The following is a 22006-nucleotide window of genomic DNA, read 5'->3' as shown; positions in this document are numbered from 1 at the left end:
ATTCGACGCGAGCCTCTTGGGATGCAGGCCGCCGTTCACGGCCGCTCCCGGCCGCGGCGGCGGCCGGCCGGCAGCGGCACCGGCGCGGCGCCGGGGACGACGGTGTTGGTGAGCGTGCCGATGCCCTGGACCGTGAGCGAGACCGTGTCGCCGGGCTTCAGCGGCGGCGGGGTCCGCTCACCGCGCCGGCCCCACAGCTCGGCGAGGCAGCCGCCGTTGCCGCAGGTGCCGGAGCCGAGCACGTCACCGGGGACGACGCGGGTGCCCCGGGAGGCGTAGGCCGTCATCTCCTCGAACGTCCAGCTCATGTTGGACAGCAGGTCCCTGCCGACCGTCACGCCGTTGACCTCCGCCGTCAGCGCCAGTCGCAGGAAGCCGTCGGCGTCCCGGTACGGCTCCAGTTCGTCGGCGGTGACGAAGTACGGGCCGAGGGTGGTGGCCGTGTCCTTGCCCTTGCACGGGCCGAGGCCGACCTGCATCTCGGCGGACTGGAGGTCGCGTGCGGACCAGTCGTTGAAGACGGTGTATCCGGCGATGTGGTCGCGGGCCTGCTCGGGGGTGAGGTCGCGGCCCTCGCGACCGACGACGGCGGCGACTTCCAGTTCGAAGTCGAGCACGGTGGAGCCGGGCGGCATCGGGATGCCGTCGCCGGGGCCGTGGATCGCGTGCGGGTTGGTGAAGTAGAAGGTGGGTGCCGCGTACCACTGCTCGGGCACGCCGGATACGCCGTCCACGGACCGCCGTACGCCCTCGACGTGCTCCTCGAAGGCGACGAAGTCCCGCACCGAAGCCGGCCGGAGGGGAGGCAGCAGCCGAACCCGGGAGACGTGCGGGCCGGGCGGTACGTCGAGGGCCGCCGCGCCCGCGTCGAGCAGTCCCGGCAGGCCGTCGGCCTCCGTGAGCAGGCCGCTGAGGGAGGTCACGCCGGGCAGCGGGTAGAGGGTGCCGTCCTCCTCGACGACGGCCACCCGCGGTCGGTGGCGGTGCTCGTACGTGGCGAAACGCATGGTGCGACTCCTGGGGCCGGGGCCGGGGGCGCGGCGCATGCGTCAGGGCGGTTGACAGGGCGCGCCGCGCCCCCGGAGCAGGGGAGAGGGGGGATCAGACCGGCGGGGCGACGAACACGCCGCGGTCGGGGTCGTTGAAGGACTCCTTGGCGACCAGTTCGTTCATCGGGTTGGCGGTGCCCCACTGGTCGGTGACCTCGGGCTGGGAGAAGTCGTACACGTGGGGATGCCAGGTGTCCTCGTCCAGGCACTCCAGCTCGGTCGTGTACTCGACCGTGTTGCCGTGCGGGTCGAGGAAGTACGTGAAGGTGTTGTCCCCGGCCATGTGCCGTCCCGGGCCCCAGATCTTCCGGAACCCGGCCCGCATCACCCGGCCGGAGCCGCGCATGTACTCGTCGATGCCGCGCATCTCGAAGGAGACGTGGTGCAGGGACGTGTGCGGTCCCTTCGCCAGGGCCATGGAGTGGTGCTGGTTGCTGATCCGCATGAAGTGCATGACCTCGCCCATGTGCGGCGAGCTGAGCGTGTCGGAGAGACGGAAGCCGAGGTGGCGCTCGTACCACTCGCGCGTGCGGTTCAGGTCGGGGGAGTTGAGGACCACGTGGCTCAGCTTGACCGGGATCGACTCCTTCTCCTCGATCCTGCGGTGCCGCCGCACCTCGACGTCGGCGGAGACCTCGACGGTGCGGCCGTCGACGTCGAAGAAGCGGAAGCCGTAACCGCCGCCGGGGGTGCCGACCTTCCCCGGCCGGGTGATCAACCGCACGCCCCCGGCCAGCAGCCGCTCGGCGAGGGTGTCCACGTCGGCCGCGTTCGCGGCGCCGTAGGAGACGAGGTCGAGGCGCTTCTCCTCGGCCTTGCGGAGCCGGACCACGTACTGCTCCGGGGAGCCCTCGGCGGCCAGGAAGGAGAGGCCGGAGTCCTCGGCGACCTTGGTCAGGCCCCAGACGCCGGCGTAGAAGTCGAGCTGCTTGTCGTAGTCGGGCACGGCCAGGTCGACGTGCCGCAGGTGGGTGAGCAGACGTGCGCTCATGGTGTCGGTCCTTCCTTCAGGAGAGCGGAGGCGTTGCCGCCGCGCACGGCGTCGAAGTCGGCCTCGGGCAGACGCGCGGCGCGCAGCGCTCCGACCGGGTCCTCGGTGCCCATGTCGAACGGGAAGTCCGAGCCGAGCAGGACCCGGTCGGCACCGGCGACGCGGACCAGCTCGCGCAGGACGTGCGGGTCGTGGACGAGGGAGTCGAAGTAGAGCCGCCGCAGGTAGCTGCTGGGCCGGTGGGCGCAGCCGGCGCCCGCGTCCGAACGGGCCGACCAGGCGTGGTCGGAGCGGCCGATGTGGGTCGGCAGGTAGCCGCCGCCGTGCGCCGCGACCAGCGTCAGCCCCGGGTGGCGGTCCAGGACCCCGGAGAAGATCAGATGGGAGAGGGCGACGGCGTTCTCCGCGGGCTGGCCGACGGTGTTGGACAGGTACCACCGGTCCAGGCGCTCGTCGAGGGTGCAGCCGAAGGGGTGCAGGAAGACGATCGCGCCGGTCTCCTCGGCCCGCGACCAGAAGGGTTCGTACGCCGGATCGGACAGTTCCCGCCCCGGGGCGTGGCTGGAGATCTCCACACCGGCCAGCCCCTGGTCGAGGGCGTGGTCGAGGGCGCGGACCAGGAGGCCCGGGTGCTGGAGCGGTACCAGCCCGAGGCCGCGGAGCCGGTCGGGGGCGGCCGAACAGTGCGCGGCCGTCGCCTCGGCGGCGAGCCGGTACAGCTTCTCGGCCGTCTCCGCGTCCGCCCAGTAGTGGTAGTGCGACGGAGAGGGGCTGACCAGTTGCACGTCCACGCCCTGGGCGTCCATCGCCGCCAGCCGCACGGCGGGATCGGTCAGCCTCGGTATGCGCTCGCGGACCATGGGACCGCTGACGGCGAGGGCCCCGGGGCCGTTGCGCCGGGCGTCCAGCTCCCGGGCCGCGTCGTGGCCGGGCAGGCCGGCGACCAGGGCATCGACCTCGGGCAGCAGGACGTGGGCGTGCACGTCGACGGTGGGGGAGCGGCGCGCGCCGGTGCTCGCCGAGGCGTCGCGGCCGGGCGACGGGCGGGCGGTCACGGCAGTTCCCGGAGCATCGTCATGGTGCGGGCCATCAGACCCGGCACGTCGGCGTCGCGGACACCGTCGAGCTGCCACTGACCGATCTGCACGGACGCGTCCACGACGGGCCGGACCCGGCCGATCCGCCGCTCGTAGTACACCTGGAACAGCGCGTCGTCCCAGCTCCCGGCCTCGGCCAGCAGCCGCGCGAGGACCCACGCGTCCTCCAGGGACAGGGCGGCGCCCTGCGCCAGGGTGGGCGGGCAGCAGTGGGCGGCGTCGCCGACCAGCACGACCCGGCCGCGGTGCCAGGAGCCCTCGACGAGCATCCGGTCGAACCAGGTGTAGTTGACCTTCGCCGGGTCGGTGATGTGGGCGGTGATCTCCGGCCAGAAGCCGCCGTAGGCGGAGGCCAGGCGGCCCATCTCCTCGGCGTACCTCTCCGGCGGGATCGAGGCGCGGTCGCGGTGGGGCTCGACGACGTAGGCGTAGAGGGTGGTGTCGCTGGTGGGGCAGTAGCCGGCGATGTGGGCCGGGCCGCCGTAGGCGAGGTCGGTGCGGGTCACACCGGCCGGTCGCGGAGCCGCGACGCGCCAGATGGCCATGCCGGTCGGCTCCGGCTTGGCGGTGATGCCGATGGCCGCGCGGGTCGTGGAGCCCAGGCCGTCGGCGGCGATCACCAGGTCGTAGCGGCCCTCGGTGCCGTCGGAGAACCGTACGGACACGCCGTCCCCGTCCTGGTCGAGGGTCTCGGCGGTGGTGCCCAGCCGTACGGTGGCGCCGCCGGCGCGGACGGCGTCGATCAGGATCCGCTGGAGCTGGGGGCGCTGCATGCCGACCGTGGCGGGCAGGTCGTCGCCGCCGGTGCGCAGATCGCGCTGGACGTGCAGGACGGTGCCGTCGGGGGCGGTGATGCCGACGGAACCGAAGCCGAAGCCGGACGCCCTGACCTGCTCCCACACGCCCAGTTCACGCAGGACGCGCAGCGCGTTGCCCTGGAGGGTGATGCCGGAGCCGGCGGTGGCGTTCCAGTCGTCCTTGGCCTCGATCAGGTCCACGGTGATTCCGGCGCGGCGCAGCAGGACCGTGACGGCGCTGCCGGCCGCGCCTCCGCCGATCACCAGGACCGTACGGGCTGTGCTCATGGGGAACTCCTTCGTTCCGCCGCTTACTTGACGGCGATCGGGTTGACGGGGGAGCCGACCGCGCCGGTGATGGGCAGGGGAGCGGCGGTGAGCCAGAACTCGTACACTCCGTCGGCCGCGCAGTCCTCGCCCAGCGCCTCCAGGTCCCACATCTCGCCGATCAGCAGGCCGATGTGCGGGATGGCGACCTGGTGCAGCGGCTGGAAGGCGTGCTCGAACTCGTTGGGCCGCACCTCGAAGCCCCAGGTGTCGGTGGCGATGGCGGCGATCTCGGTGCCGTGCAGCCAGCCGGCGGTGGTGAAGGACAGGCCGGGCGCCGGGCCCCCCGCGTAGTCGCCCCACCCTCCCCCGCCGCCTTCCGCGTGGGGGGACCGCCGTCGGCGGACCCGGGCGAGCTGACCGGTGCGGACCAGGACGAGGTCGCCGCGGCCGACGGTCACTCGGTGGGCCTCGGCGGTCGCCGCCAGGTGCTCCTCGGTGACGGCGAACCCGTCGGGCAGCTCCCCGTCCTCGCCGATCACCCGGCCGACGTCCAGCAGCACCCCGCGCCCGGCGACGTGCGGCGCCATGTGCTCGATGCCGGTGACCAGGTCGCCCTCGGAGGTGACGACCCGCTCCGCCGGGCGCCCGTTCCACGCCTTGCCGTGGTCGAAGATGTGCCCGAGTCCGTCCCACTGGGTGGAGCACTGCAGCGGCATCGTGATCACGTCGTCGGCGCCGCCGATGCCGTGCGGGAAGCCCTGGTTGCCGAGGGCGGCGTCGGTGCCGGTGTCCAGCATGGTGTGCACCGGGTTGGTGCGCCGCCGCCAGCCCTTCTGCGGGCCGTTCATGTCGAACCGCTGCGACAGCGAGAAGCTGACGCCCCGCCGGACGAGGGCCGCGCCCTCGCGGCGCTTGGCCTCGTCGAGGAAGTTGAGGGTGCCCAGGACGTCGTCCGCGCCCCAACGGCCCCAGTTGGAGCAGGCCTTGGCCGCTCGGGCGATCGAGCCCTCGGGGTCGTGGCGGTCGAGGCTCATGACGCGGCCTCCGCGACACACCGGGTGCGCTGGGCGCCGAGGCCGGTGATGGAGCCGTCCATCACGTCGCCGTCGCGCAGCAGCCGGCCCCAGTGCATGCCGTTGCCGGCCGGGGAGCCGGTGAGCACCAGGTCGCCGGGGAGGAGGCGGGCGGTCTGCGAGGCGTAGGACACCATCCGCGCCACGCCGAAGATCATGTCCTCGGTGGACTCGTCCTGCATGGTCTCGCCGTTCAGCTTCAGCGTCACCCGCAGGCCGCCGGTGTCGGCGAGGGACGAGGCGGGCACGATCCACGGGCCGAGCGGGGTGAAGCCGGGGGCGTTCTTGCTGCGCAGCCAGTCGGTGCCGATCTGCGGCATGTCCCGGCGGAACACGGTCGCCCGGTCGGTCAGGTCGTTGGCGATCGTGTACCCGGCGACGTACTCCGGGGCCTCCTCGACGGACACCCGGTGGGCGGGCCGGCCGATCACGGCGGCCAGCTCCAGCTCCCAGTCCGGCTTCCCGGCCCACGCGGGCAGCACCACGTCGTCGTACGGGCCCGTGATCGCGCTCGGCAGGCCGATGAAGACGTACGGCAGATCCTCGGCCGCCCGGCGGTCCATGATCTCGGCGGCCTCGGCGCGCCGCGCCTCCTCGGGCCGGTCGTCGCCCGGAGCGCGGTGGGCCACGTGCAGGTCGATCACGTGCTGCCGGTAGTTGGCGCCCGACTGGAAGACCTGGCGCGGCTCGACCGGAGCGTGCACCCGGAAGTTTGCGAGCGGCCGGCGGTCCGGACCGCTCCCGCCGGCCAGCGCCGCGAGCCGCGCCGCGGCCGTGTCCCAGACGTCCAGGATCCGCCGGACGGTCAACCGCTCGTCCTGGAAGGGGACCCGGAGGTCGAGCACGCGCCCGTCCGGCGTGACGAGGGCGGGGAAGGCCGGCCCGTCCGGGGCCGAGAGGGTGGCGAGGGCGAAGGGCCCGGCGAAGAGCGCGGACGCGGGTTCAGGTTTCACGGACATGTCCTCCTGATGGCGGTGCGACTAATCTGGACCCGCCACCCGCGATCAGGGAAATAGATTGTGTGGATGATCGGCATCCATGCGCTTTATTCACTCCTGGCCGACGCCTTGCAGCAAGGGGAAGTCCCGTGAACCTGGCCCGCCTCGACCTCAACCTCGTCGTCGCCCTGCGCGCCCTGCTGGAGGAACGCAACGTGACCCGCGCGGGGCAGCGGGTCGGGCTCAGCCAGCCGGCGATGAGCGCGGCCCTGGCCCGGCTGCGCCGGCACTTCGACGACGAGCTGCTCGCCCGCGTCGGCGGCCACTACGAACTCACCGCCCTCGGGCAGGTCCTCCTGGACCGCACCGCGACCGCCTACGACGTCCTGGAGCGCCTCTTCGCCAGCCAGGCCGACTTCGACCCCGCCGTGGAGAGCCGTGAGTTCCGGCTGATCGCCTCCGACTACGCCGTCGCCGTGTTCGGCGCCGAGCTCGCCCGCGTCGTGCACGAGGAGGCCCCCGGCATCCGGCTCCGCTTCGCCCAGACCCCGACCACCGTGGTGGAGGACACCGCCACCCTGCTCAGCGCCACCGACGGCCTGCTCATGCCGCACGGCGTCATCAGCGACTTCCCCGCCACCGAGCTGTACGACGACCGCTGGGTCTTCCTCGTCGCCGACGGCCACCCCAGCGTCGACGACCGCCTCACCCGCCACGACCTCGCCCGGCTGCCGTGGGTCACCTACCAGCGCACCTACGACGCGCCGGCCGTGCGCCAGCTGGGCATGCTCGGCATCGAACCCCGCGTGGAGGTGTCCGTCGACAGCTTCCAGCTGCTGCCGCTGCTGGTGGCGGGCACCCGGCGCATCGCCCTGGTCCAGGCCCGCCTCGCCCGGCTGGTCCAGCCGCTCGCGGCCGTGCGCGTGGTGGAGCCGCCGTACGAGGCCGTGCCGCTGCAGGAGGCCCTGTGGTGGCATCCGGTGCACACCCACGACGCGGCGCACATCTGGCTGCGGGAGACGGCCGCCCGGGTCGGCAGGCGCATGGCGCCCGTTCCGGCGGACTGAGCCGGGTCCGCGTTCCGGAGTGCTGAGCCGGGTCCGCGTTCCGGCGGACTGACCCTCCGTGCCCGGTCGCCCGCGGGTATCGATCCGCTGGATCGACGGCATCCGGAACTCGGATCGCGCCAAGGGTGGGCAGGCCGGCACCCGGGCCGCATAGTCGTGGCACATCACGCGCCCGCGTGTCGCGGTCCCCGACATCCGGACCCGTGCGCTCCGGGGCGCCATCCTGCCGCCGCGCCCCGGAGTGCCGCCATGCCCGTTCCCGCCGCCCCGCCCGCCCGTGACCACGGGGGCGCCTCCGCCGTGCAGGGCAGGCTGCCCGCCGTGCTGCTGATGGCCGGCAGCTGCCTGCCCGTCCTCGGCGCGGTGCTGCTCGCTCCCGTCCTGCCCCGGATGCAGGAGCACTTCGGGGCCGTGCCCGGCAACGCGGCGCTGGTCCCGCTGGTGCTGACCGTCCCGGCGCTGTCCCTGGCGCTGCTCGCCCCGTTCGCGGGTGTGGTCGTCGACCGGCTCGGCCGCAAGCGGCTGCTGATCGCGGCGACGGTCCTGTACGCGCTGTTCGGCACCGCGCCGCTGTGGCTGGACTCGCTGCACGCCATCGTGGTGAGCCGCGTGCTGGTGGGCGTCGCCGAGGCGGCGATCATGACCTGCTGCACCACACTGATCGGCGACTACTACACCGGCCGGGTCCGCGACCGCTACCTCGCACTGCAGACGATGTGCGCCGCGGCGTCCGCCACGGTCTTCTTCGTCCTCGGCGGTGCCCTCGGGGCCGCGGGCTGGCGCGCGCCGTTCTGGCTGTACGCGGTCGGCCTGCTGCTCGCCCCGGCGATGGCGCGGCTGCTGCCCGCCCCCGCTCCCGCCCCGGCGCCCGCGGCCTGGCACGAGCACGGCGACGGCGAACGGACCCGGGGCGGCGCGAGACCCTTCCCCGTGCGCAGGATGGCCGGTATCTGCCTGCTGACCGTGTTCGGCGCGATCGTCTTCTACACCGTGCCCGTGGAGATGTCCTACCTCCTGGACGATCTGGGCGTGGCGTCCACCGGTGTGATCGGCCTGGTCACGGCGATCGCCAGCGCCGCCACCGTGCTCGGCTCGGCTCTCTTCACCCGGCTCACCGACCGGCCGCGGCGCAGGCTGCCCGCCCTCTTCCTGCTGTGCGGAGGCGGTTTCCTCGTCATGGGCACCGCCGACGGCCTGCCCCTGCTGATCGCGGGAGCCGTGCTGAACTGCGTCGGTACGGGGCTGCTGCTGCCGTCGCTGCTGACGCTGGCGATGTCCCGCCTCGACTTCGCCGACCGGGGACGCGGTACCGGGCTGTGGACGGCGGCCTTCTTCCTCGGCGAGTTCGTCTGCCCGCTGGTCCTGCTCGGCGGCAAGGGCGCCCTGGGCGACCTGGCCTCGGCCGTCGGCGCGCTCGGCCTGGTCACCCTGCTGGTCGCGGCCGTCCTGCTGCCGCTGACCCGCCGTGCGCCGCGGATCCTCGCCCACCATGCCCCCGAACAGCCCTGACCGGCCCGGGTCACTCCGGCCCGGGTCACTCCCGCCGGGGTCACCGCGCCGGTGCCCCCGTGACCGACCGGCGCACCACCAGCTCCGGCGGCAGCACGACGGGGACGTGCTCGGTGAAGGCGTGTCCGGCGCCGGCGTGCTCGGCGGTCTAACGGCCTCCCGGTGCGGCGGTGCTGCCGCGCACCACCAGCCGGGGCGTCATCGTGGTCCGCATCGCCCGGTCGCGCCGGCCCTCCACGCGCTCGATGAGCAGGCGGGCGGCGGCGCAGCCCATGGTGTGTCCCGCCTGGTCGACGCTGGTGAGCTGGACGGGGGCGAGGGCGGCCAGCGCGGTGTTGTTGTAGCCGACCAGCGAGAGGTCGTCCGGGATGCGCAGGCCGAGCTCGTGGGCGGCGCGGTAGATGCCCAGGGCGGCGACGTCGGCGCCGGTCATGACGGCGGTCGGCGGCCGCTCGGCCGTCAGCAGGGTCATGCCCGCCTTGAAGCCGCCGTCGTCGGAGTAGGCGGCGTGCTGCACGCGCGCGTGCTCCGCGATGCCGTGCCGTTCCATGGCCTCCAGATAGCCGTCGGTCAGCACGATCTCCGGCGTGCGTCTCCACCGGTTGGCCTTCGTGCCGGGTGCCGAGACCAGGGCGATGTCACGGTGGCCGAGCGAGACGAGATGGTCGACGACCAGGCCGGCGCCGACGTCGTCGGCGTCCACGACCGAGTCGTGGCCGTCCGCGGTGTCGTGATGGCCGATGACCACGGTCGGCGTCGTGGCGGCCGTGGTGAGGATCTCGTCGCGCGCGGTTCCCGGCGCGATCAGGATCAGCCCGTCCATCTGGCGGTCGACCAGGGAACGGATGGTCCTGGCCTGGTCCTCCGGCTCGAATCCGGCCGCCCCGATCAGCACCGTGTACTCGCTCTGGCGCAGCTCGTCCCGGATGCCGTCGAGGATGTCGGCGAAGAACGCGTTGCGGACGTTGTCCAGCAGGACGCCGATCGTGTAGGTCCGGCCGCGCATGCCCCGCGCCGCCGCGTGCGGGCGGTAGCCGAGTTCGGCGATGGCCGCCCGGACCTTGTCCCGCATGGCCGGGCTCACGCCGTAGGCGTTGCGCAGCACCTTGGAGACCGCGGCGGTGGAGACGCCGGCGTGCCGGGCGACATCCGTGATGGTCACGCGCTTGTTCTGCTTGGGCGCGGCAGCCCCGTCCATCGTCTGCGCTCCGAGATTCGTAGGTATTGGTGTAACGGTCTACATGGCAGGCCCTGGGGTTCGTCAAGACCTTCTTGCGTCATCGCGGTGTTACCGGGCTGTGTCTTGACGGACGTTGGGGAGGCGTGCAGGGTGTTGCTCACTCGCTGTAGAGAACGTTTTACACGCTCTCCCCGTGCTGCCGGGCCTGGCTCGCCGCCCTTGGCGCCGTTTCCCCGCACCCTGCCTCCACCCCGTGATCCCCGGGAGTCTTCCGTGTCCTCTCGCATGCCCCGTGCCCGTCGTGCACGACTGAGCCTCTTCACAGCCGGTACCGCCTCGCTGGCGCTGCTCGCCACCGCCTGCGGCGGCAGCGGCGACGGCACCTCGGCCGCGCCGAAGGAGTTCAGCTACCTGAGCGTCACCGAGAACACCACCGTCAAGACCGCCCTGACCACCCTGTCCAAGGGCGAGTGCAGGACGGCCGACGACGCCCTGCCGCTGAAGGTGGAGACCGTGCCGCAGGCGAGCCTGGACCAGAAGCTCCAGCTGCTGGCCGGCCAGGACGCGCTCCCGGTGCAGTTCGCGGCGGGCAACGCCCCGGCGCTGACCCAGCAGCTGGCCGAGTCCGGCAAGGTCGCCGACCTGGAGGAGGAGCTGAAGAAGCTCGGCGTCTTCGACCGGCTGGAGCCGGCCGCCGTCTCCACCGTCTACGCGCTGTACGGCGGCGAGCTGCGGGTGCTGCCCTACGAGTACAACATCGAGGGGATCTTCTACAACAAGAAGCTCTTCGAGGAGAACGGGCTGAAGGTGCCGGGCACCTGGGAGGAGCTGGTGAAGGCGGCGGCGAAGCTGGAGGCCGAGGGCGTCCAGCCGTTCTCCGCCTCCGGGGAGCAGGGCTGGCCCCTGACCCGCCTGATCAGCGGCTACCTCTACCGCAGCCTCGGTCCCGAAGCCCTGCGGAAGGTGGCCGACGGCAAGGCGAAGCTGACCGACCCGGAGTACGTCGAGGCGGCAGAGGAAGTCGCCGAGCTGGGCAGGAAGGGCTACTTCGGCAAGGGCGTCGGCTCCATCGACTACGACACCGCGATGAACCAGTTCCTCACCGGCAAGGCCGCCATGTTCTACATGGGCAGCTGGGCGCTGGCGAACATCTCCGACGAACAGCAGAACAAGGTCGGAGCGGAGAACGTCGGCTTCATGCCGTTCCCGGCCGTCGCGGGCGGCGAGGGCTCGATCGGCCAGTACCCCTCCAACGTCGGCCTCGGCATCACCCTCGGCGCGAAGTCCTTCGACGACAAGACCGGCGACTGGGTCTCCTGCATCGCGAAGAACTACGGCAGCACCGCGCTGAAGGACCACGGCTCCATCTCGGGCTTCAAGGTCAGCACCGAGGTGAAGGACGCCAACGAGGTCACCACCCAGGTCCGCGACACCATCAGCTCCTCGACGCGGAACGTGCTGTGGTTCGAGGCCCTGTTCAGCACCAAGGCCACCACCGTCAGCCAGCAGAACGCGGCGAGCCTGGTCACCGGAACCATCAGCCCCGAGCAGTTCATGCAGACGGTCCAGGACGCGCTGGCCGGCCGGTGACCGGCCGGGGCGGCCCGCCGGCCCCGTGACGCACCGCGCGAGCCGCCCCCCGGCCCCGTTCCGGCAAGTCTCTTCTACGAACACGAAGTGGACCCCCATGCACCGCGTGCTCGGTGACCGCAGGGCAGTCGCCCTCCTGCTCGGTCCCGCCCTCCTCGTCTACTCACTGATCATGCTGGTCCCGATGGTGTGGTCGCTCGGGTACTCCTTCACCCGGGGCAACACCATCGACGGGTTCAGCGGCAACGGCGTCGCCAACTTCTCCCGCCTGCTCGATGATCCGGCCGTCCACGACGCCCTGTGGTTCACCCTCAAGTACGCCGTCGTCGTCACCACCGGTCAGGTCGTCGCCGGCTACCTGCTGGCGCTGCTGTACGTCTTCTTCCTCAAGCGCGCCTCGGCGCTCATCCGCACCCTGGTGTTCTTCCCCGTGGTCCTCCCCACGGTGGCGGTGGGCCTGCTCTTCCAGAAGTTCTTCCAGGTCGCCCCGCAGCCCGGCCCGGTCAACTCCCTGCTCAACGCGGCCGGACTGGACTCGGTCGACTTCTTCGGCGGCGCGGGGAGCGCCTTCTGGGTGCTGATCGTCATGGACATCTGGCGCTCCATGGGCTTCTACGCCGTCCTGCTCTTCGCCGGACTGGTCGACATCCCCGACGAGGTCCTCGAATCGGCCCGGCTCGACGGGGCGACCGGGCCGAGGCTGGTGCGCCACATCGTGCTGCCGCTGTCCCTGCCCGTGCTGATGTCCTCGTTGATCTTCAGCGTCAACGGCACCCTGAAGGTCTTCGACTCGATCGTGGCCCTCACGGGCGGTGGCCCGGGCAACGGCACCACCCCGCTGACCCTGTACATGTTCCAGACGTCGTTCACCTACAGCGAGTACGGCTACGGCAGCACCATCGCGCTGCTGCTGACCGTGGTGTGCCTGCTGGTGAGCCTGGTCGTGCACCGCGTCTCGCGGCGCGACCTCACGGAGGGCTGAGAGCCATGGCCACCGACATCACCGCGAAGACCTCCGTGCGCCGCCCGGGCCGGACAGCGCCCGACGGCAGGACCCGCACGCGGCGCCCCCGCAAGGGCGGCCGGCTGTGGGTGAGGATCGTCGTCGGCCTGCTGCTGGTCGCCGAGATCTACCCGCTGGTCTGGATGTTCCTGACGTCGCTGAAGTCCAACGACGACTACCTCGACAACTCCACCTGGAGCCTGCCCACGACGTGGGAGTGGGGCAACTACTCCGAGGCGTGGACCACCGGCCACATCGGCCTGTACGTGCAGAACAGCCTGCTGGCGGTCCTCCCGGCCCTGGCGCTGACGCTGCTGCTGGGCACGGCCGCCGGCTTCGCCCTCCAGATCATGGTGTGGAAGGGCCGCAGCCTCACCCTGCTGGTCTTCCTCGCGGGCATGATGGTGCCTCCGCAGATGATCCTGCTGCCGCTGTTCACCGTCTACTTCCAGGCCGGGCTGTCGGGAACGCTGTGGCCGCTGATCCTGACCTACACCGGTACGGGACTGCCGCTGACCGTCTTCATGATGGCCACCTACTACCGGTCCGTTCCGCGGGAGCTGTTCGAGGCGGCCACCATCGACGGCGCCGGCATCCTGCGCGCCTTCTGGACCATCAGCCTCCCCCTGGCCCGCAACGCGCTGCTCACCGTCGGCCTGGTGCAGTTCTTCTTCATCTGGAACGACCTGCTCATCGCGCTGACCTTCACCAACAGCCAGGACCTGCGCACCATCCAGGTCGGCCTGCTGAACTTCACGGGCGACTTCGGGGCCACCCAGTACGGCCCGCTGTTCGCCGCCGTCTGCATCAACGTCTTCGGCACCCTCCTGATCTACCTCTTCCTCAACCAGAAGGTCATGAAGGGCCTCACCTCGGGAGCGCTCAAGGGCTGACCCCGGCCCGCCCCCCCACCCCGCTCCCGCGCCTGTGACGAAAGGTTCCCCTTGCTCCCCCCTCAGCCCTCCCCGGTGACCTTCGAGCACCTCCCGGACGGCCTCGGCATCGGCGTCCCCACGCCCCGTCTGACGTGGACGCTCCCGCCGGGCCGCGGCACCCAGGAGGCGTACGAACTCGAGATCGACCGCTCCGGCCGGGTCCACCGCACCGGCCGCGTGGCCGGCCCCGCCCAGGTCCTGGTGGCCTGGCCCGGCGACCCACTGACCTCCCGCGAGAGCGCCACCGTCCGCGTCCGCGTCTGGACGCCGGGCAGCGGCCCGTCGGCCTGGAGCGAGCCGAGCGCCGTCGAGGCCGGACTGCTGGGCCCCGCCGACTGGCAGGCGGTCCCCGTCGGGGCGGGCTGGGACGAGGACCCCGCGGCCGAGCGCCGCCCGGCCCGCGTCCGCAAGGACTTCCGCCTCGACCGGTCCGTCCTCCGCGCCCGCCTCTACGTCACCGCCCACGGCCTGTACGAGGTGGAGATCAACGGCCGCCGCGTCGGCGACGAGGCCCTCGCGCCGGGCTGGACGGTCTACCCCCACCGGCTGCGCTACCGCACCCACGACGTCACCGGCCACCTCGTCGAGGGCGCCAACACCGTCGGCGCCTGGCTCGGCGACGGCTGGTACCGGGGCAGGTACGGCTTCGACGGCGGCACGCGCAACATCTACGGCACCGACCAGTCCCTCATCGCCCAGCTCGAGGTGGCGTACGACGACGGCACCACCCTCGTCGTCGCCACCGACGGCACCTGGCTCGCCGCACCCGGCCCCATCCTCACCAGCGGCCTGTACGAGGGCGAGACCTTCGACGCCCGGCAGCACGACCCGGCCTGGTCCACCCCGGCCGGCGCCGCCTCGGCCCCCTGGACACCCGTACGCACCGGCAGCCGGGACCCGGCCACCCTGGTCGCCCCGCAGGGGCCACCCGTGCGCTGCACCGAGGAGATCGCTCCCGTCACCGTCACCCGCACCCGCGACGGCCGTCATCTGCTCGACTTCGGCCAGAACCTCGTCGGCCGGCTGCGGGTCACCGTCGACGGGCCCGCCGGCAGCACCCTCACCTTCCGGCACGCCGAGGTCCTCCAGGACGGCGAACCGGCCACCCGTCCGCTGCGCGAGGCGCACGCCACCGACCGGCTGGTCCTCTCCGGCGACGGCCCGCTCACCTGGGAGCCCCGCTTCACCCTGCACGGCTTCCGCCACGCCGAAGTCACCGGCTGGCCGGGCGAGTTGACCCCGGACGCGGTGACCGCCCGCGTGTACCACACCGACATGCGCCGTACCGGCTGGTTCGAGTGCAGCGATCCGCTGGTCAACCGGCTGCACGAGAACGCCGTGTGGAGCATGCGCGGCAACTTCGTCGACATCCCCACCGACTGCCCCCAGCGCGACGAACGCCTCGGCTGGACCGGCGACATCCAGGTCTTCGCCCCGACCGCGAGCTTCCTCTACGACTGCGCCGGCCTGCTCGACTCCTGGCTGACCGACGTCGCACTGGAGCAGCTTCCGGACGGAACGATCCCCTGGTACGTCCCCGTCGTCCCGGGCGGGCCGCTGTGGACGCCGATCCGGCCCGGGGCCGCCTGGGGCGACGTCGCCACCCTCACGCCCTGGACGCTCTACCGGCGCTTCGGCGACCTCGGCCTGCTGCGCCGCCACTACCCCATGGCCAGGGCGTGGGTCGACCTCGTGGAACGGCTCGCCGGCCCGGACCGTCTGTGGGACACCGGCTTCCAGCTCGGGGACTGGCTCGACCCGGCGGCCCCGCCGGACGACCCCGCCGCCGGCCGCACCGACCGCCATCTCGTCGCCACCGCCTACTTCGCCCACTCCGCCCGCCACCTGTCCCTGGCCGCCGCCGAGTTGGGCGAGCAAGCGGATGCCGAGCGGTACGGCACGCTGGCGGACGAGGTGGCCGAGGCCTTCCGCCGCCGCTACGTCACCCCGTCCGGCGGCATGACCAGCGACAGCCCGACCGCCTACGCCCTGGCCCTCGCCTTCGGCCTGCTCACACCGCGGCAGCGGCAGCCGGCCGGCGACCGCCTGGCCCGGCTCGTCCTCGACGACGACGCCCGTATCGCCACCGGCTTCGTCGGCACGCCGCTGATCTGCGACGCACTGACCGACACGGGGCATCTCGACGTCGCCTACCGCCTGTTGCTCCAGACCGAGTGCCCGTCCTGGCTCTATCCGGTGACGATGGGGGCCACCACCATCTGGGAGCGCTGGGACAGCCTGCGCCCCGACGGCACGCTCAATCCGGGCGGCATGACCTCCTTCAACCACTACGCCCTCGGCGCGGTGGCCGACTGGCTGCACCGGGTCGTCGGCGGCATCACCGCCAAGGCGCCCGGCTACCGCGAGATCGTCCTTCGCCCCCGCCCCGGGGGCGGCATCGACTGGGCCCGCACCCGGCACCTCACGCCCTACGGACCGGTCGGCCTGGACTGGGAGGTGACCCCTACGGGCCTGACCGCCCGCGCCGAAGTGCCGGACGGCTGCCGGGCCACGGCCGAACTGCCCGGCCGCGACCCGGTCACGCTGGGTCCGGGCACCCACGTCCTGCACGGCCGGATCCCACCCGAATACCGCGACCGCTCGCCGCGGGACGCGACGGCGACCGCCGCGACGAAACGGAACACCCACCAGACCGGGGCCGACCGGGAACCTGACACCGCGGCCGGCCCCACCTCCCCACCCCGGCGGCAACCCACCGGGCCGCCGCCCCCGTCCTCCGGAGAGCCGCTGTGAACAGACGAACGTTCCTCTCTTCCGCCGCCTTCACCGCCCTGGCCGTGAGCACGGCCCCGGCCTTGAGCGGACGGGCCGCGGCCGCCGCCGGTTCCGCCGCGCAGGCCCGGGCGGACGCGCTGCTCGCCCGGATGACCGCCGCCGAGAAGGAAGCCCTGGTCCGGTGCGACTTCCCGGCCGTCGCCCACCTGGGCATCCCGGCCCTGGCCATGGCCGACGCCTCCGCGGGCCTGCGCGGCGAGCGGGGCGTGACCGCCTTCCCCGTCCCCGTGGCGCAGGCGGCGACCTTCGACGAGGACCTCGCGGGCCGCGTCGGACGCGCCATCGCCACGGAGGGCCGCGCCAAGGGCTACAACAACCTCCTCGGCCCCACCGTCGACCTGACCCGCACCTGGCACTTCGGCCGCCAGTCCGAGGCCATGGGGGAGGACCCGCTGCTGGCCGGCCGGCTGGGCGCGGCGCTCACCAGCGCCATGCAGAGCCGGCACGTGGTGGCCACCGTCAAGCACTTCGCCGCCTACACCCAGGAGACCAACCGCTTCTCCACCGACACCCGAGTCTCCGGCCGCGCCCTGCACGAGATCTACGAGGCGCCCTTCCGCCACGTCGTCGCCGCCGCACCGACCACCTCGGTGATGATGGCCTACCCGAAGATCAACGGCACCTTCGCCACGGAACACCCCGCCCTGTTCGACGACCTGAAGAAGGACATCGGCCTGACCGGCTACACCGTGCCGGACTTCTGGGCGGGCGCCGATCAGGTCGCCGCGGCCCGGGCCGGAATGGACCTCGCCGGACTCGGCCCCGGCGCCGTCAGGATCCCCGCGGGCGCCCTCACCGGCGGCGCCGTACCGGCCTCCCGGCTCGACGACGCGGCCCGCCGCATCCTGGTCACGATGTACGCGAACGGCCTCTTCGACCACCCCGTCCCCGGCCCGGCCGACCACGTCGGCACCGAGGAACACCACCACCTCGCCCACGAGACCGCGGTCGCCTCCACCGTGCTGCTCACCAACCGCTCCTCGGCGCTGCCGCTCCCCGCGACGCTGAAGTCCCTCGCCGTCATCGGCCCCGCCTGCACCGACGCGTTCACCGGAGTGTCCGGCTCCACCTACGTCGACCCCGGCACGTGGACCACCCCCTTGCAGGCGATCCGTGCCCGCGCCGGGAGTTCGGTCGAGGTGACCCACGCCCAGGGCACCAAGGGCGACCTGCCCCTCACCACGATCCCGTCCGGTGCCCTGCGCAGCACCGCCGGAGCGGCCGGCCTGACCGCCACCTACTACCCGGGCCCCGAGGCCGCCGGCACGCCCGTCACCACCCGCACCGACCCGACCGTCGACTTCACCGCCCCTCCGGTGGACGGCCTTCCCGAGGTGTGGTCGGCGAAGTGGACCGGCACCCTGGTCCCGGCCGGCACCGGCCTGCACCGCTTCTCCCTGCTGCCCGCCGGGACCGCGACCCTGAGGATCGACGGCCGGACCGTCGTCTCCGGCACCCGGCAGATGCGCCGCTTCTTCCTCGGCCCCCACGACTATCCGCTCCAGGGCACCGCCGAACTGACCGCGGGCCGGGCCGTCACCGCGGAGCTGACCTACACGAACGCCACCGCGGAGCCCGGCACCTGCGGCCTCACCCTCGGCTGGCAGCCCGAGTCGCTCATCCCCGAGGCGGTGGCGACGGCCCGAGGCGCCGACGCCGCCGTCGTCTTCGTCAACCGGGTCGCCGGCGAGGCCATGGACCACGACGGCCTCGAACTGCCAGGGGACCAGAACCAGCTCATCACCGCCGTCGCCGCCGCCAACCCGCGCACGATCGTCGTCCTCAACACCGACGGCCCGGTCGCCACACCCTGGGCCGACGACGTCGCGGCCGTCGTCCAGGCCTGGTACGGAGGCCGCGGCATGGGCACCGCCCTGGCCGCCGTCCTCTTCGGCGACAGCGACCCCGCGGGCCGGCTGCCGGTCACCTTCCCCGCCGACGCCGCCCAGGGACCCGGCACCACCCCCGCCACCTACCCCGGCACCGACGGCACCGTCTCCTACGACGAGGGCATCGCCGTCGGATACCGCTACTACGACCTCAAGGGGCAGCGCCCCCGCTTCCCCTTCGGCCACGGCCTGTCCTACACCGCCTTCACCCACGGCTCCCTCGAAGCCGACTACGACCCGGCGACCCGCAACGTCACCCTCGCCGTCACCGTCACCAACACGGGCCGGCGCCAGGGCACCGAAGTCCTCCAGGTCTACGCCACCCTGCCGGGAGCGGCAGCGGCCGAACCCCGCCGCCTGGTCGGCTTCCAGAAGGTCACACTCCCGCCGGCGGGGGCGAAGCGGCTGCGCCTCACCGTCCCGGTACAGGACCTCACCGTCTGGAATTCGGGCACCTGGACCCTGGTACCCGGCACCTACACCTTCGCGACGGCGCGTTCGTCCCGCGACGTCACCGCACAACGAGCCGTCAGGCTCCGCTGAGCCGTCCCGGGCCGCCGGTCACCAGGTGTCGACGCGGTGGCGCACGGGCCGGCCGGGGGCGACCGAGGGTGGCAGGACGCGGGTGAGCCAGGAGCGGGTGTCGGCGGGGTCGATGACGTCGTCGAGTTCGAAGACGGTGGCGGCGGTCAGGGCCTTGCCGCGCTCGTAGGCCTCGGCCAGGAGGCCGGAGAAGACCCGTTCGCGCTCCGCGGGGTCCTCGACCGCCGCCAGCTCGCGCCGGTGGCCCAGGCGGACGGCACCCTCCAGGCCCATCCCGCCGACCTCGCCCGTCGGCCACGCCACCATGGCGTCGGGTACGTGGAAGCCGCCGCCCACCATGGCCATCGCGCCCAGCCCGTAGCCCTTGCGCAGGACGACGCCGGCCAACGGCACCGTCAGATGGCCGCCGGCGACGAAGAGCCGGCTGAAGCGGCGCACCGCGGCGGTCCGTTCGGACTCCGGGCCGACCATGAAGCCGGGGGTGTCGACCAGCGACACCACCGGCAGGCCGTGGGCGTCGCACAGCTGGAGGAAACGCGCCGCCTTGTCCGCCGCGTCGGCGTCGATCGCGCCGCCGAGGTGGGCCGGGTCGTTGGCGAGCAGACCGACCGGACGGCCCTCGACCCGTGCCAGCGCGGTGACGACGCCGACCCCGAACCGCGGGCGCAGTTCGAGCACCGAGCCGACGTCGGCGACCAGGTCGACGGCGCGGCGCACGTCGTAGACCCGGACGCGGTTCTCGGGCACCACGTGCCGCAGCCGCCGGACGTCGTGGGCCGCCCAGTCGGGGACGGCTCCCTGGAAGTACGACAGGTACCGCCGGGCGAGTGCGACGGCGTCGGCCTCGTCGTCGGCCACCAGGTCGATCACGCCGTTGGGCTCCTGCACGGAGACCGGACCGATGTCCTCGGGGCGATGGCTCCCCAGGCCGCCTCCTTCGATCATCGCCGGTCCGGCCATGCCGATCGTCGCGTCACGGGTGGCGATCACCACGTCGCAGCTGCCCAGCAGGGCGGCGTTGCCCGCGAAGCAGCGGCCCGAGGCGATGCCCACGGTCGGCACCAGCCCGTTCAGCCGCCCCATGGCGGCGAAGGTGCCGATGTCCAGTGCCGAGACGGAGGTGGTGTCGGTGTCACCGGGCCGGCCGCCGCCGCCCTCGGCGAAGAGGACGACGGGCATCCGCCGCCGCTCGGCCAGGGCGAGCATCCGGTCGGTCTTGCGGTGGTTGAGCAGGCCCTGGGTGCCGGCCAGGACGGTGTAGTCGTACGCCATCACCACGCAGCGGGCGGCCTCGGCCCCGAAGAGGGCGCCGTTGACGGTCCCGACTCCGGTGACGATGCCGTCGGCCGGGGTGTTCTCGATCAGATCCGCCAGGGACCTGCGCCGCCGCTGGGCGGCGACGACCAGGGCGCCGTACTCGGTGAAACCGCCGGGGTCGCAGAGGTCCGACACGTTCTCGCGGGCGGTCCGCCGGCCCGTGCGGCGGCGCCGGGCGACCGCCTCCGGGCGCGCCTCGTCCAGGGTCGTCCGGTGCCGCTCCAGGACCTCGGCCAGGTCGGGCCGGATCTCGTCCGGGTCCGGCTCGGCCGCCCCGGCCGCCGCCTCCGGCTGCTCGTCGTCCGGTACCAGCTCGGCCAGGAGGAGGCCCGGCGCCGTCACCTCGCCCCGGGCCACGTGCACGGCGGCGACGGTGGCGGCGCACGGCGCGTGCAGCACGTGCTCCATCTTCATCGCCTCCAGCACCACGACCGGATCGCCGGGGCGCAGCCGGGCGCCGGGCTCGGCCACCGACACCACCGCACCGGCGAACTCGGCCCGCACCGCGTCCCGCGACGGGCCCGGCCCCTGCCCGGCGGCGGGCACCAGCTCGGCGAGGTGGTCGTCGACGAAGGAGGTGGTGGCCAGTCCGCGGCGGACCTCGTCGCGCTCCAGCAGCCGGCGCAGGAAGACGAGGTTGGTGCCCGGGCCGGTGACGAGCAGCTCGGACAGGGCATCGCCCGCGGCCCGGACCGCGGTGCCGAGGTCGTCCGCCGGTACGTGCGTGACCACCTTGGCCAGCAGCGAGTCGTAGACCGTCGTGACCTCGTCCCCGGCCCGCGCGGCGGTGTCGACCCGGACGCCGGGGCCGCCGGGGAGCGTCAGCGCCTCGATCCGGCCGGCCGTGGCGTGCGCGGTGCCGTCGGGGCGCAGCTCCTCCAGGTTGACCCGGGCCTGCACGGCGATCCCCCGCGGCCGCGGCACATCGGGCTGGGCGACCCCGAGGCCGGCCAGCGCGGCCCCCTGCGCGATCCGCAGCTGGAGGGCGACCAGATCCAGCCCGGTGACCTCCTCGGTGACGGTGTGCTCGACCTGGACGCGCGGGTTGGCCTCCAGGAAGGCGAACCGCTCGGGGTCGTCGGCGTCGACCAGGAACTCCACGGTGCCCAGGCCGCGGTAGGCCAGCGCACCGGCCATCCGGACGGCGGCGTCGCGCAGCGCGGCGCGGCACTCCTCGGGCACCGTCACGGCCGGGGCGACCTCCACGACCTTCTGCCGGTGCCGCTGCAGGCTGCAATCGCGGTCCCACAGGTGGCTGACGGCCCCCGTCCCGTCGCCGATGACCTGGACCTCGATGTGCCGGGCCCGCGGCATCAGCTGCTCCAGGAAGACGGCACCGTCCCCGAACGCGCGCTCGGCCTCGGACCGGCAGCGCTCCAACTCGGCCGGCAGCCGGGCGGGATCGGTGACCGGGCGCATCCCCCGTCCCCCGCCGCCGGCGACGGCCTTGACCATCACCCCGGCGCCCGGTCCGAGTTCCGCCAGGAACCGCCGGGCCTCGGCCGCCTCCACGCCCGCCGGTGTCGCCGCGAGCACGGGCACGCCCAGGCCCCGGGCCAGTTCGCGGGCGCGCGCCTTGTCGCCGAGCACCGCCAGGGTCTCCGGCCCGGGCCCGACGAAGGTGACGCCGCCCTCGGCACACAGCCGTGCCAGCTCCGGGCTCTCGGCCAGGAAGCCGTATCCGGGGTGGAGCAGGGCGCAGTCGGTGCGCCGGGCGACCGCGACCAGTTGCCCGGCGTCGAGGTAGGGCCGCTCCCCGGTCAGCGCGACCGCCTCGTCGGCCAGGCGCACCACGCCGCCGGCCCGGTCGTCGGGGGAGTGGACGGCGACGGTGCGCAGTCCCAGCGACCGCGCCGCGCGCAGGACGCGGACGGCGATCTCGCCGCGGTTGGCGATGAGGATCGATGACATGCGGGGCGCCCTCGCTCGACGGTGCGGTTGCCGCCGCCCACCCTGATTGAC

Annotated in this window: 15 protein-coding genes; 7 read left to right on the top strand and 8 right to left on the bottom strand. The window is 73.3% G+C overall.

Annotated features, from left to right (window positions below):
• Positions 1-35 precede the first annotated feature (35 nt).
• The 6 genes from ACLGIH_RS07930 to ACLGIH_RS07905 all read right to left on the bottom strand — a co-directional run bounded on the left by ACLGIH_RS07930 (position 36) and on the right by ACLGIH_RS07905 (position 6236).
• Complete coding sequence (locus ACLGIH_RS07930; protein WP_416524521.1) at positions 36-1007, bottom strand: fumarylacetoacetate hydrolase family protein; 972 nt, start codon at positions 1005-1007, stop codon at positions 36-38.
• 94 nt (positions 1008-1101) lie between these two features.
• Complete coding sequence (locus ACLGIH_RS07925) at positions 1102-2040, bottom strand: VOC family protein (protein WP_416524520.1); 939 nt, start codon at positions 2038-2040, stop codon at positions 1102-1104.
• Positions 2037-3095 carry an amidohydrolase family protein gene (locus ACLGIH_RS07920; RefSeq protein WP_416524519.1) on the bottom strand — a complete coding sequence of 353 codons (1059 nt, stop codon included), beginning with the start codon at positions 3093-3095 and terminating at the stop codon, positions 2037-2039. Before ACLGIH_RS07920 ends, ACLGIH_RS07925 begins: the two co-directional genes overlap by 4 nt.
• Positions 3092-4222 carry an FAD-dependent oxidoreductase gene (locus ACLGIH_RS07915; protein ID WP_416524518.1) on the bottom strand — a complete coding sequence of 377 codons (1131 nt, stop codon included), beginning with the start codon at positions 4220-4222 and terminating at the stop codon, positions 3092-3094. Before ACLGIH_RS07915 ends, ACLGIH_RS07920 begins: the two co-directional genes overlap by 4 nt.
• Positions 4223-4245: 23 nt before the next feature.
• Positions 4246-5238, bottom strand: a complete 993-nt coding sequence (locus ACLGIH_RS07910; protein ID WP_416524517.1) for a cyclase family protein — start codon at positions 5236-5238, stop codon at positions 4246-4248.
• Positions 5235-6236 carry a fumarylacetoacetate hydrolase family protein gene (locus ACLGIH_RS07905; protein WP_416524516.1) on the bottom strand — a complete coding sequence of 334 codons (1002 nt, stop codon included), beginning with the start codon at positions 6234-6236 and terminating at the stop codon, positions 5235-5237. Before ACLGIH_RS07905 ends, ACLGIH_RS07910 begins: the two co-directional genes overlap by 4 nt.
• Before the next feature lie 128 nt (positions 6237-6364).
• Between ACLGIH_RS07905 and ACLGIH_RS07900 the strand changes: the two genes are divergently transcribed.
• Both ACLGIH_RS07900 and ACLGIH_RS07895 read left to right on the top strand, forming a co-directional pair.
• Positions 6365-7282 carry a LysR family transcriptional regulator gene (locus ACLGIH_RS07900; protein ID WP_416524515.1) on the top strand — a complete coding sequence of 306 codons (918 nt, stop codon included), beginning with the start codon at positions 6365-6367 and terminating at the stop codon, positions 7280-7282.
• Positions 7283-7531: 249 nt separating this feature from the next.
• The gene (locus tag ACLGIH_RS07895; RefSeq protein ID WP_416524514.1) at positions 7532-8791 is read left to right on the top strand and encodes an MFS transporter; all 1260 of its coding nucleotides are present in this window, start codon (positions 7532-7534) and stop codon (positions 8789-8791) included.
• A 148-nt stretch (positions 8792-8939) separates the two neighbouring features.
• Here ACLGIH_RS07895 and ACLGIH_RS07890 read toward each other — a convergent pair whose 3' ends face one another.
• Positions 8940-9989, bottom strand: a complete 1050-nt coding sequence (locus ACLGIH_RS07890; RefSeq protein WP_416524513.1) for a LacI family DNA-binding transcriptional regulator — start codon at positions 9987-9989, stop codon at positions 8940-8942.
• Between the two features lie 267 nt (positions 9990-10256).
• Between ACLGIH_RS07890 and ACLGIH_RS07885 the strand changes: the two genes are divergently transcribed.
• The 5 genes from ACLGIH_RS07885 (at position 10257) to ACLGIH_RS07865 (ending at position 18727) form a co-directional block, all read left to right on the top strand.
• A complete protein-coding gene (locus tag ACLGIH_RS07885) occupies positions 10257-11561 on the top strand; it encodes an ABC transporter substrate-binding protein (RefSeq protein ID WP_416524512.1) in 1305 nt (434 codons plus the stop codon).
• A gap of 97 nt (positions 11562-11658) precedes the next feature.
• Positions 11659-12543, top strand: a complete 885-nt coding sequence (locus ACLGIH_RS07880; RefSeq protein WP_416524511.1) for a carbohydrate ABC transporter permease — start codon at positions 11659-11661, stop codon at positions 12541-12543.
• 5 nt (positions 12544-12548) lie between these two features.
• Positions 12549-13457 (top strand): carbohydrate ABC transporter permease, encoded by a 909-nt coding sequence (locus ACLGIH_RS07875; RefSeq protein ID WP_416524510.1) that lies wholly within the window; start codon positions 12549-12551, stop codon positions 13455-13457.
• Between the two features lie 75 nt (positions 13458-13532).
• Positions 13533-16253 (top strand): family 78 glycoside hydrolase catalytic domain, encoded by a 2721-nt coding sequence (locus tag ACLGIH_RS07870; RefSeq protein WP_416524509.1) that lies wholly within the window; start codon positions 13533-13535, stop codon positions 16251-16253.
• Positions 16250-18727: a glycoside hydrolase family 3 protein gene (locus tag ACLGIH_RS07865; protein WP_416524508.1), complete on the top strand. Its 2478-nt coding sequence runs from the start codon at positions 16250-16252 to the stop codon at positions 18725-18727. Before ACLGIH_RS07870 ends, ACLGIH_RS07865 begins: the two co-directional genes overlap by 4 nt.
• A gap of 18 nt (positions 18728-18745) precedes the next feature.
• On the opposite strand, the gene ACLGIH_RS07860 is transcribed toward ACLGIH_RS07865, so the two are convergent.
• Complete coding sequence (locus tag ACLGIH_RS07860; RefSeq protein ID WP_416524507.1) at positions 18746-21955, bottom strand: carboxyl transferase domain-containing protein; 3210 nt, start codon at positions 21953-21955, stop codon at positions 18746-18748.
• Positions 21956-22006 lie beyond the last annotated feature (51 nt).

The organism is Streptomyces hamibioticus (assembly GCF_047946815.1).
Taxonomy (GTDB): domain Bacteria; phylum Actinomycetota; class Actinomycetes; order Streptomycetales; family Streptomycetaceae; genus Streptomyces.
Note: the sequence above shows the minus strand (reverse complement) of the source record. Positions and strands in the feature narration are given on the sequence as shown.

Excerpts from the sequence above, each read along its gene's own strand:
- ACLGIH_RS07885 (WP_416524512.1), top strand. The coding sequence starts at position 10,257 with ATGCCCCGTGCCCGTCGTGCACGACTGAGCCTCTTCACAGCCGGTACC.
- ACLGIH_RS07880 (WP_416524511.1), top strand. The coding sequence starts at position 11,659 with ATGCACCGCGTGCTCGGTGACCGCAGGGCAGTCGCCCTCCTGCTCGGT.
- ACLGIH_RS07925 (WP_416524520.1), bottom strand. The coding sequence starts at position 2,040 with ATGAGCGCACGTCTGCTCACCCACCTGCGGCACGTCGACCTGGCCGTG.
- ACLGIH_RS07890 (WP_416524513.1), bottom strand. The coding sequence starts at position 9,989 with ATGGACGGGGCTGCCGCGCCCAAGCAGAACAAGCGCGTGACCATCACG.
- ACLGIH_RS07930 (WP_416524521.1), bottom strand. The coding sequence starts at position 1,007 with ATGCGTTTCGCCACGTACGAGCACCGCCACCGACCGCGGGTGGCCGTC.
- ACLGIH_RS07860 (WP_416524507.1), bottom strand. The coding sequence starts at position 21,955 with ATGTCATCGATCCTCATCGCCAACCGCGGCGAGATCGCCGTCCGCGTC.
- ACLGIH_RS07905 (WP_416524516.1), bottom strand. The coding sequence starts at position 6,236 with ATGTCCGTGAAACCTGAACCCGCGTCCGCGCTCTTCGCCGGGCCCTTC.
- ACLGIH_RS07895 (WP_416524514.1), top strand. The coding sequence starts at position 7,532 with ATGCCCGTTCCCGCCGCCCCGCCCGCCCGTGACCACGGGGGCGCCTCC.
- ACLGIH_RS07875 (WP_416524510.1), top strand. The coding sequence starts at position 12,549 with ATGGCCACCGACATCACCGCGAAGACCTCCGTGCGCCGCCCGGGCCGG.
- ACLGIH_RS07910 (WP_416524517.1), bottom strand. The coding sequence starts at position 5,238 with ATGAGCCTCGACCGCCACGACCCCGAGGGCTCGATCGCCCGAGCGGCC.
- ACLGIH_RS07915 (WP_416524518.1), bottom strand. The coding sequence starts at position 4,222 with ATGAGCACAGCCCGTACGGTCCTGGTGATCGGCGGAGGCGCGGCCGGC.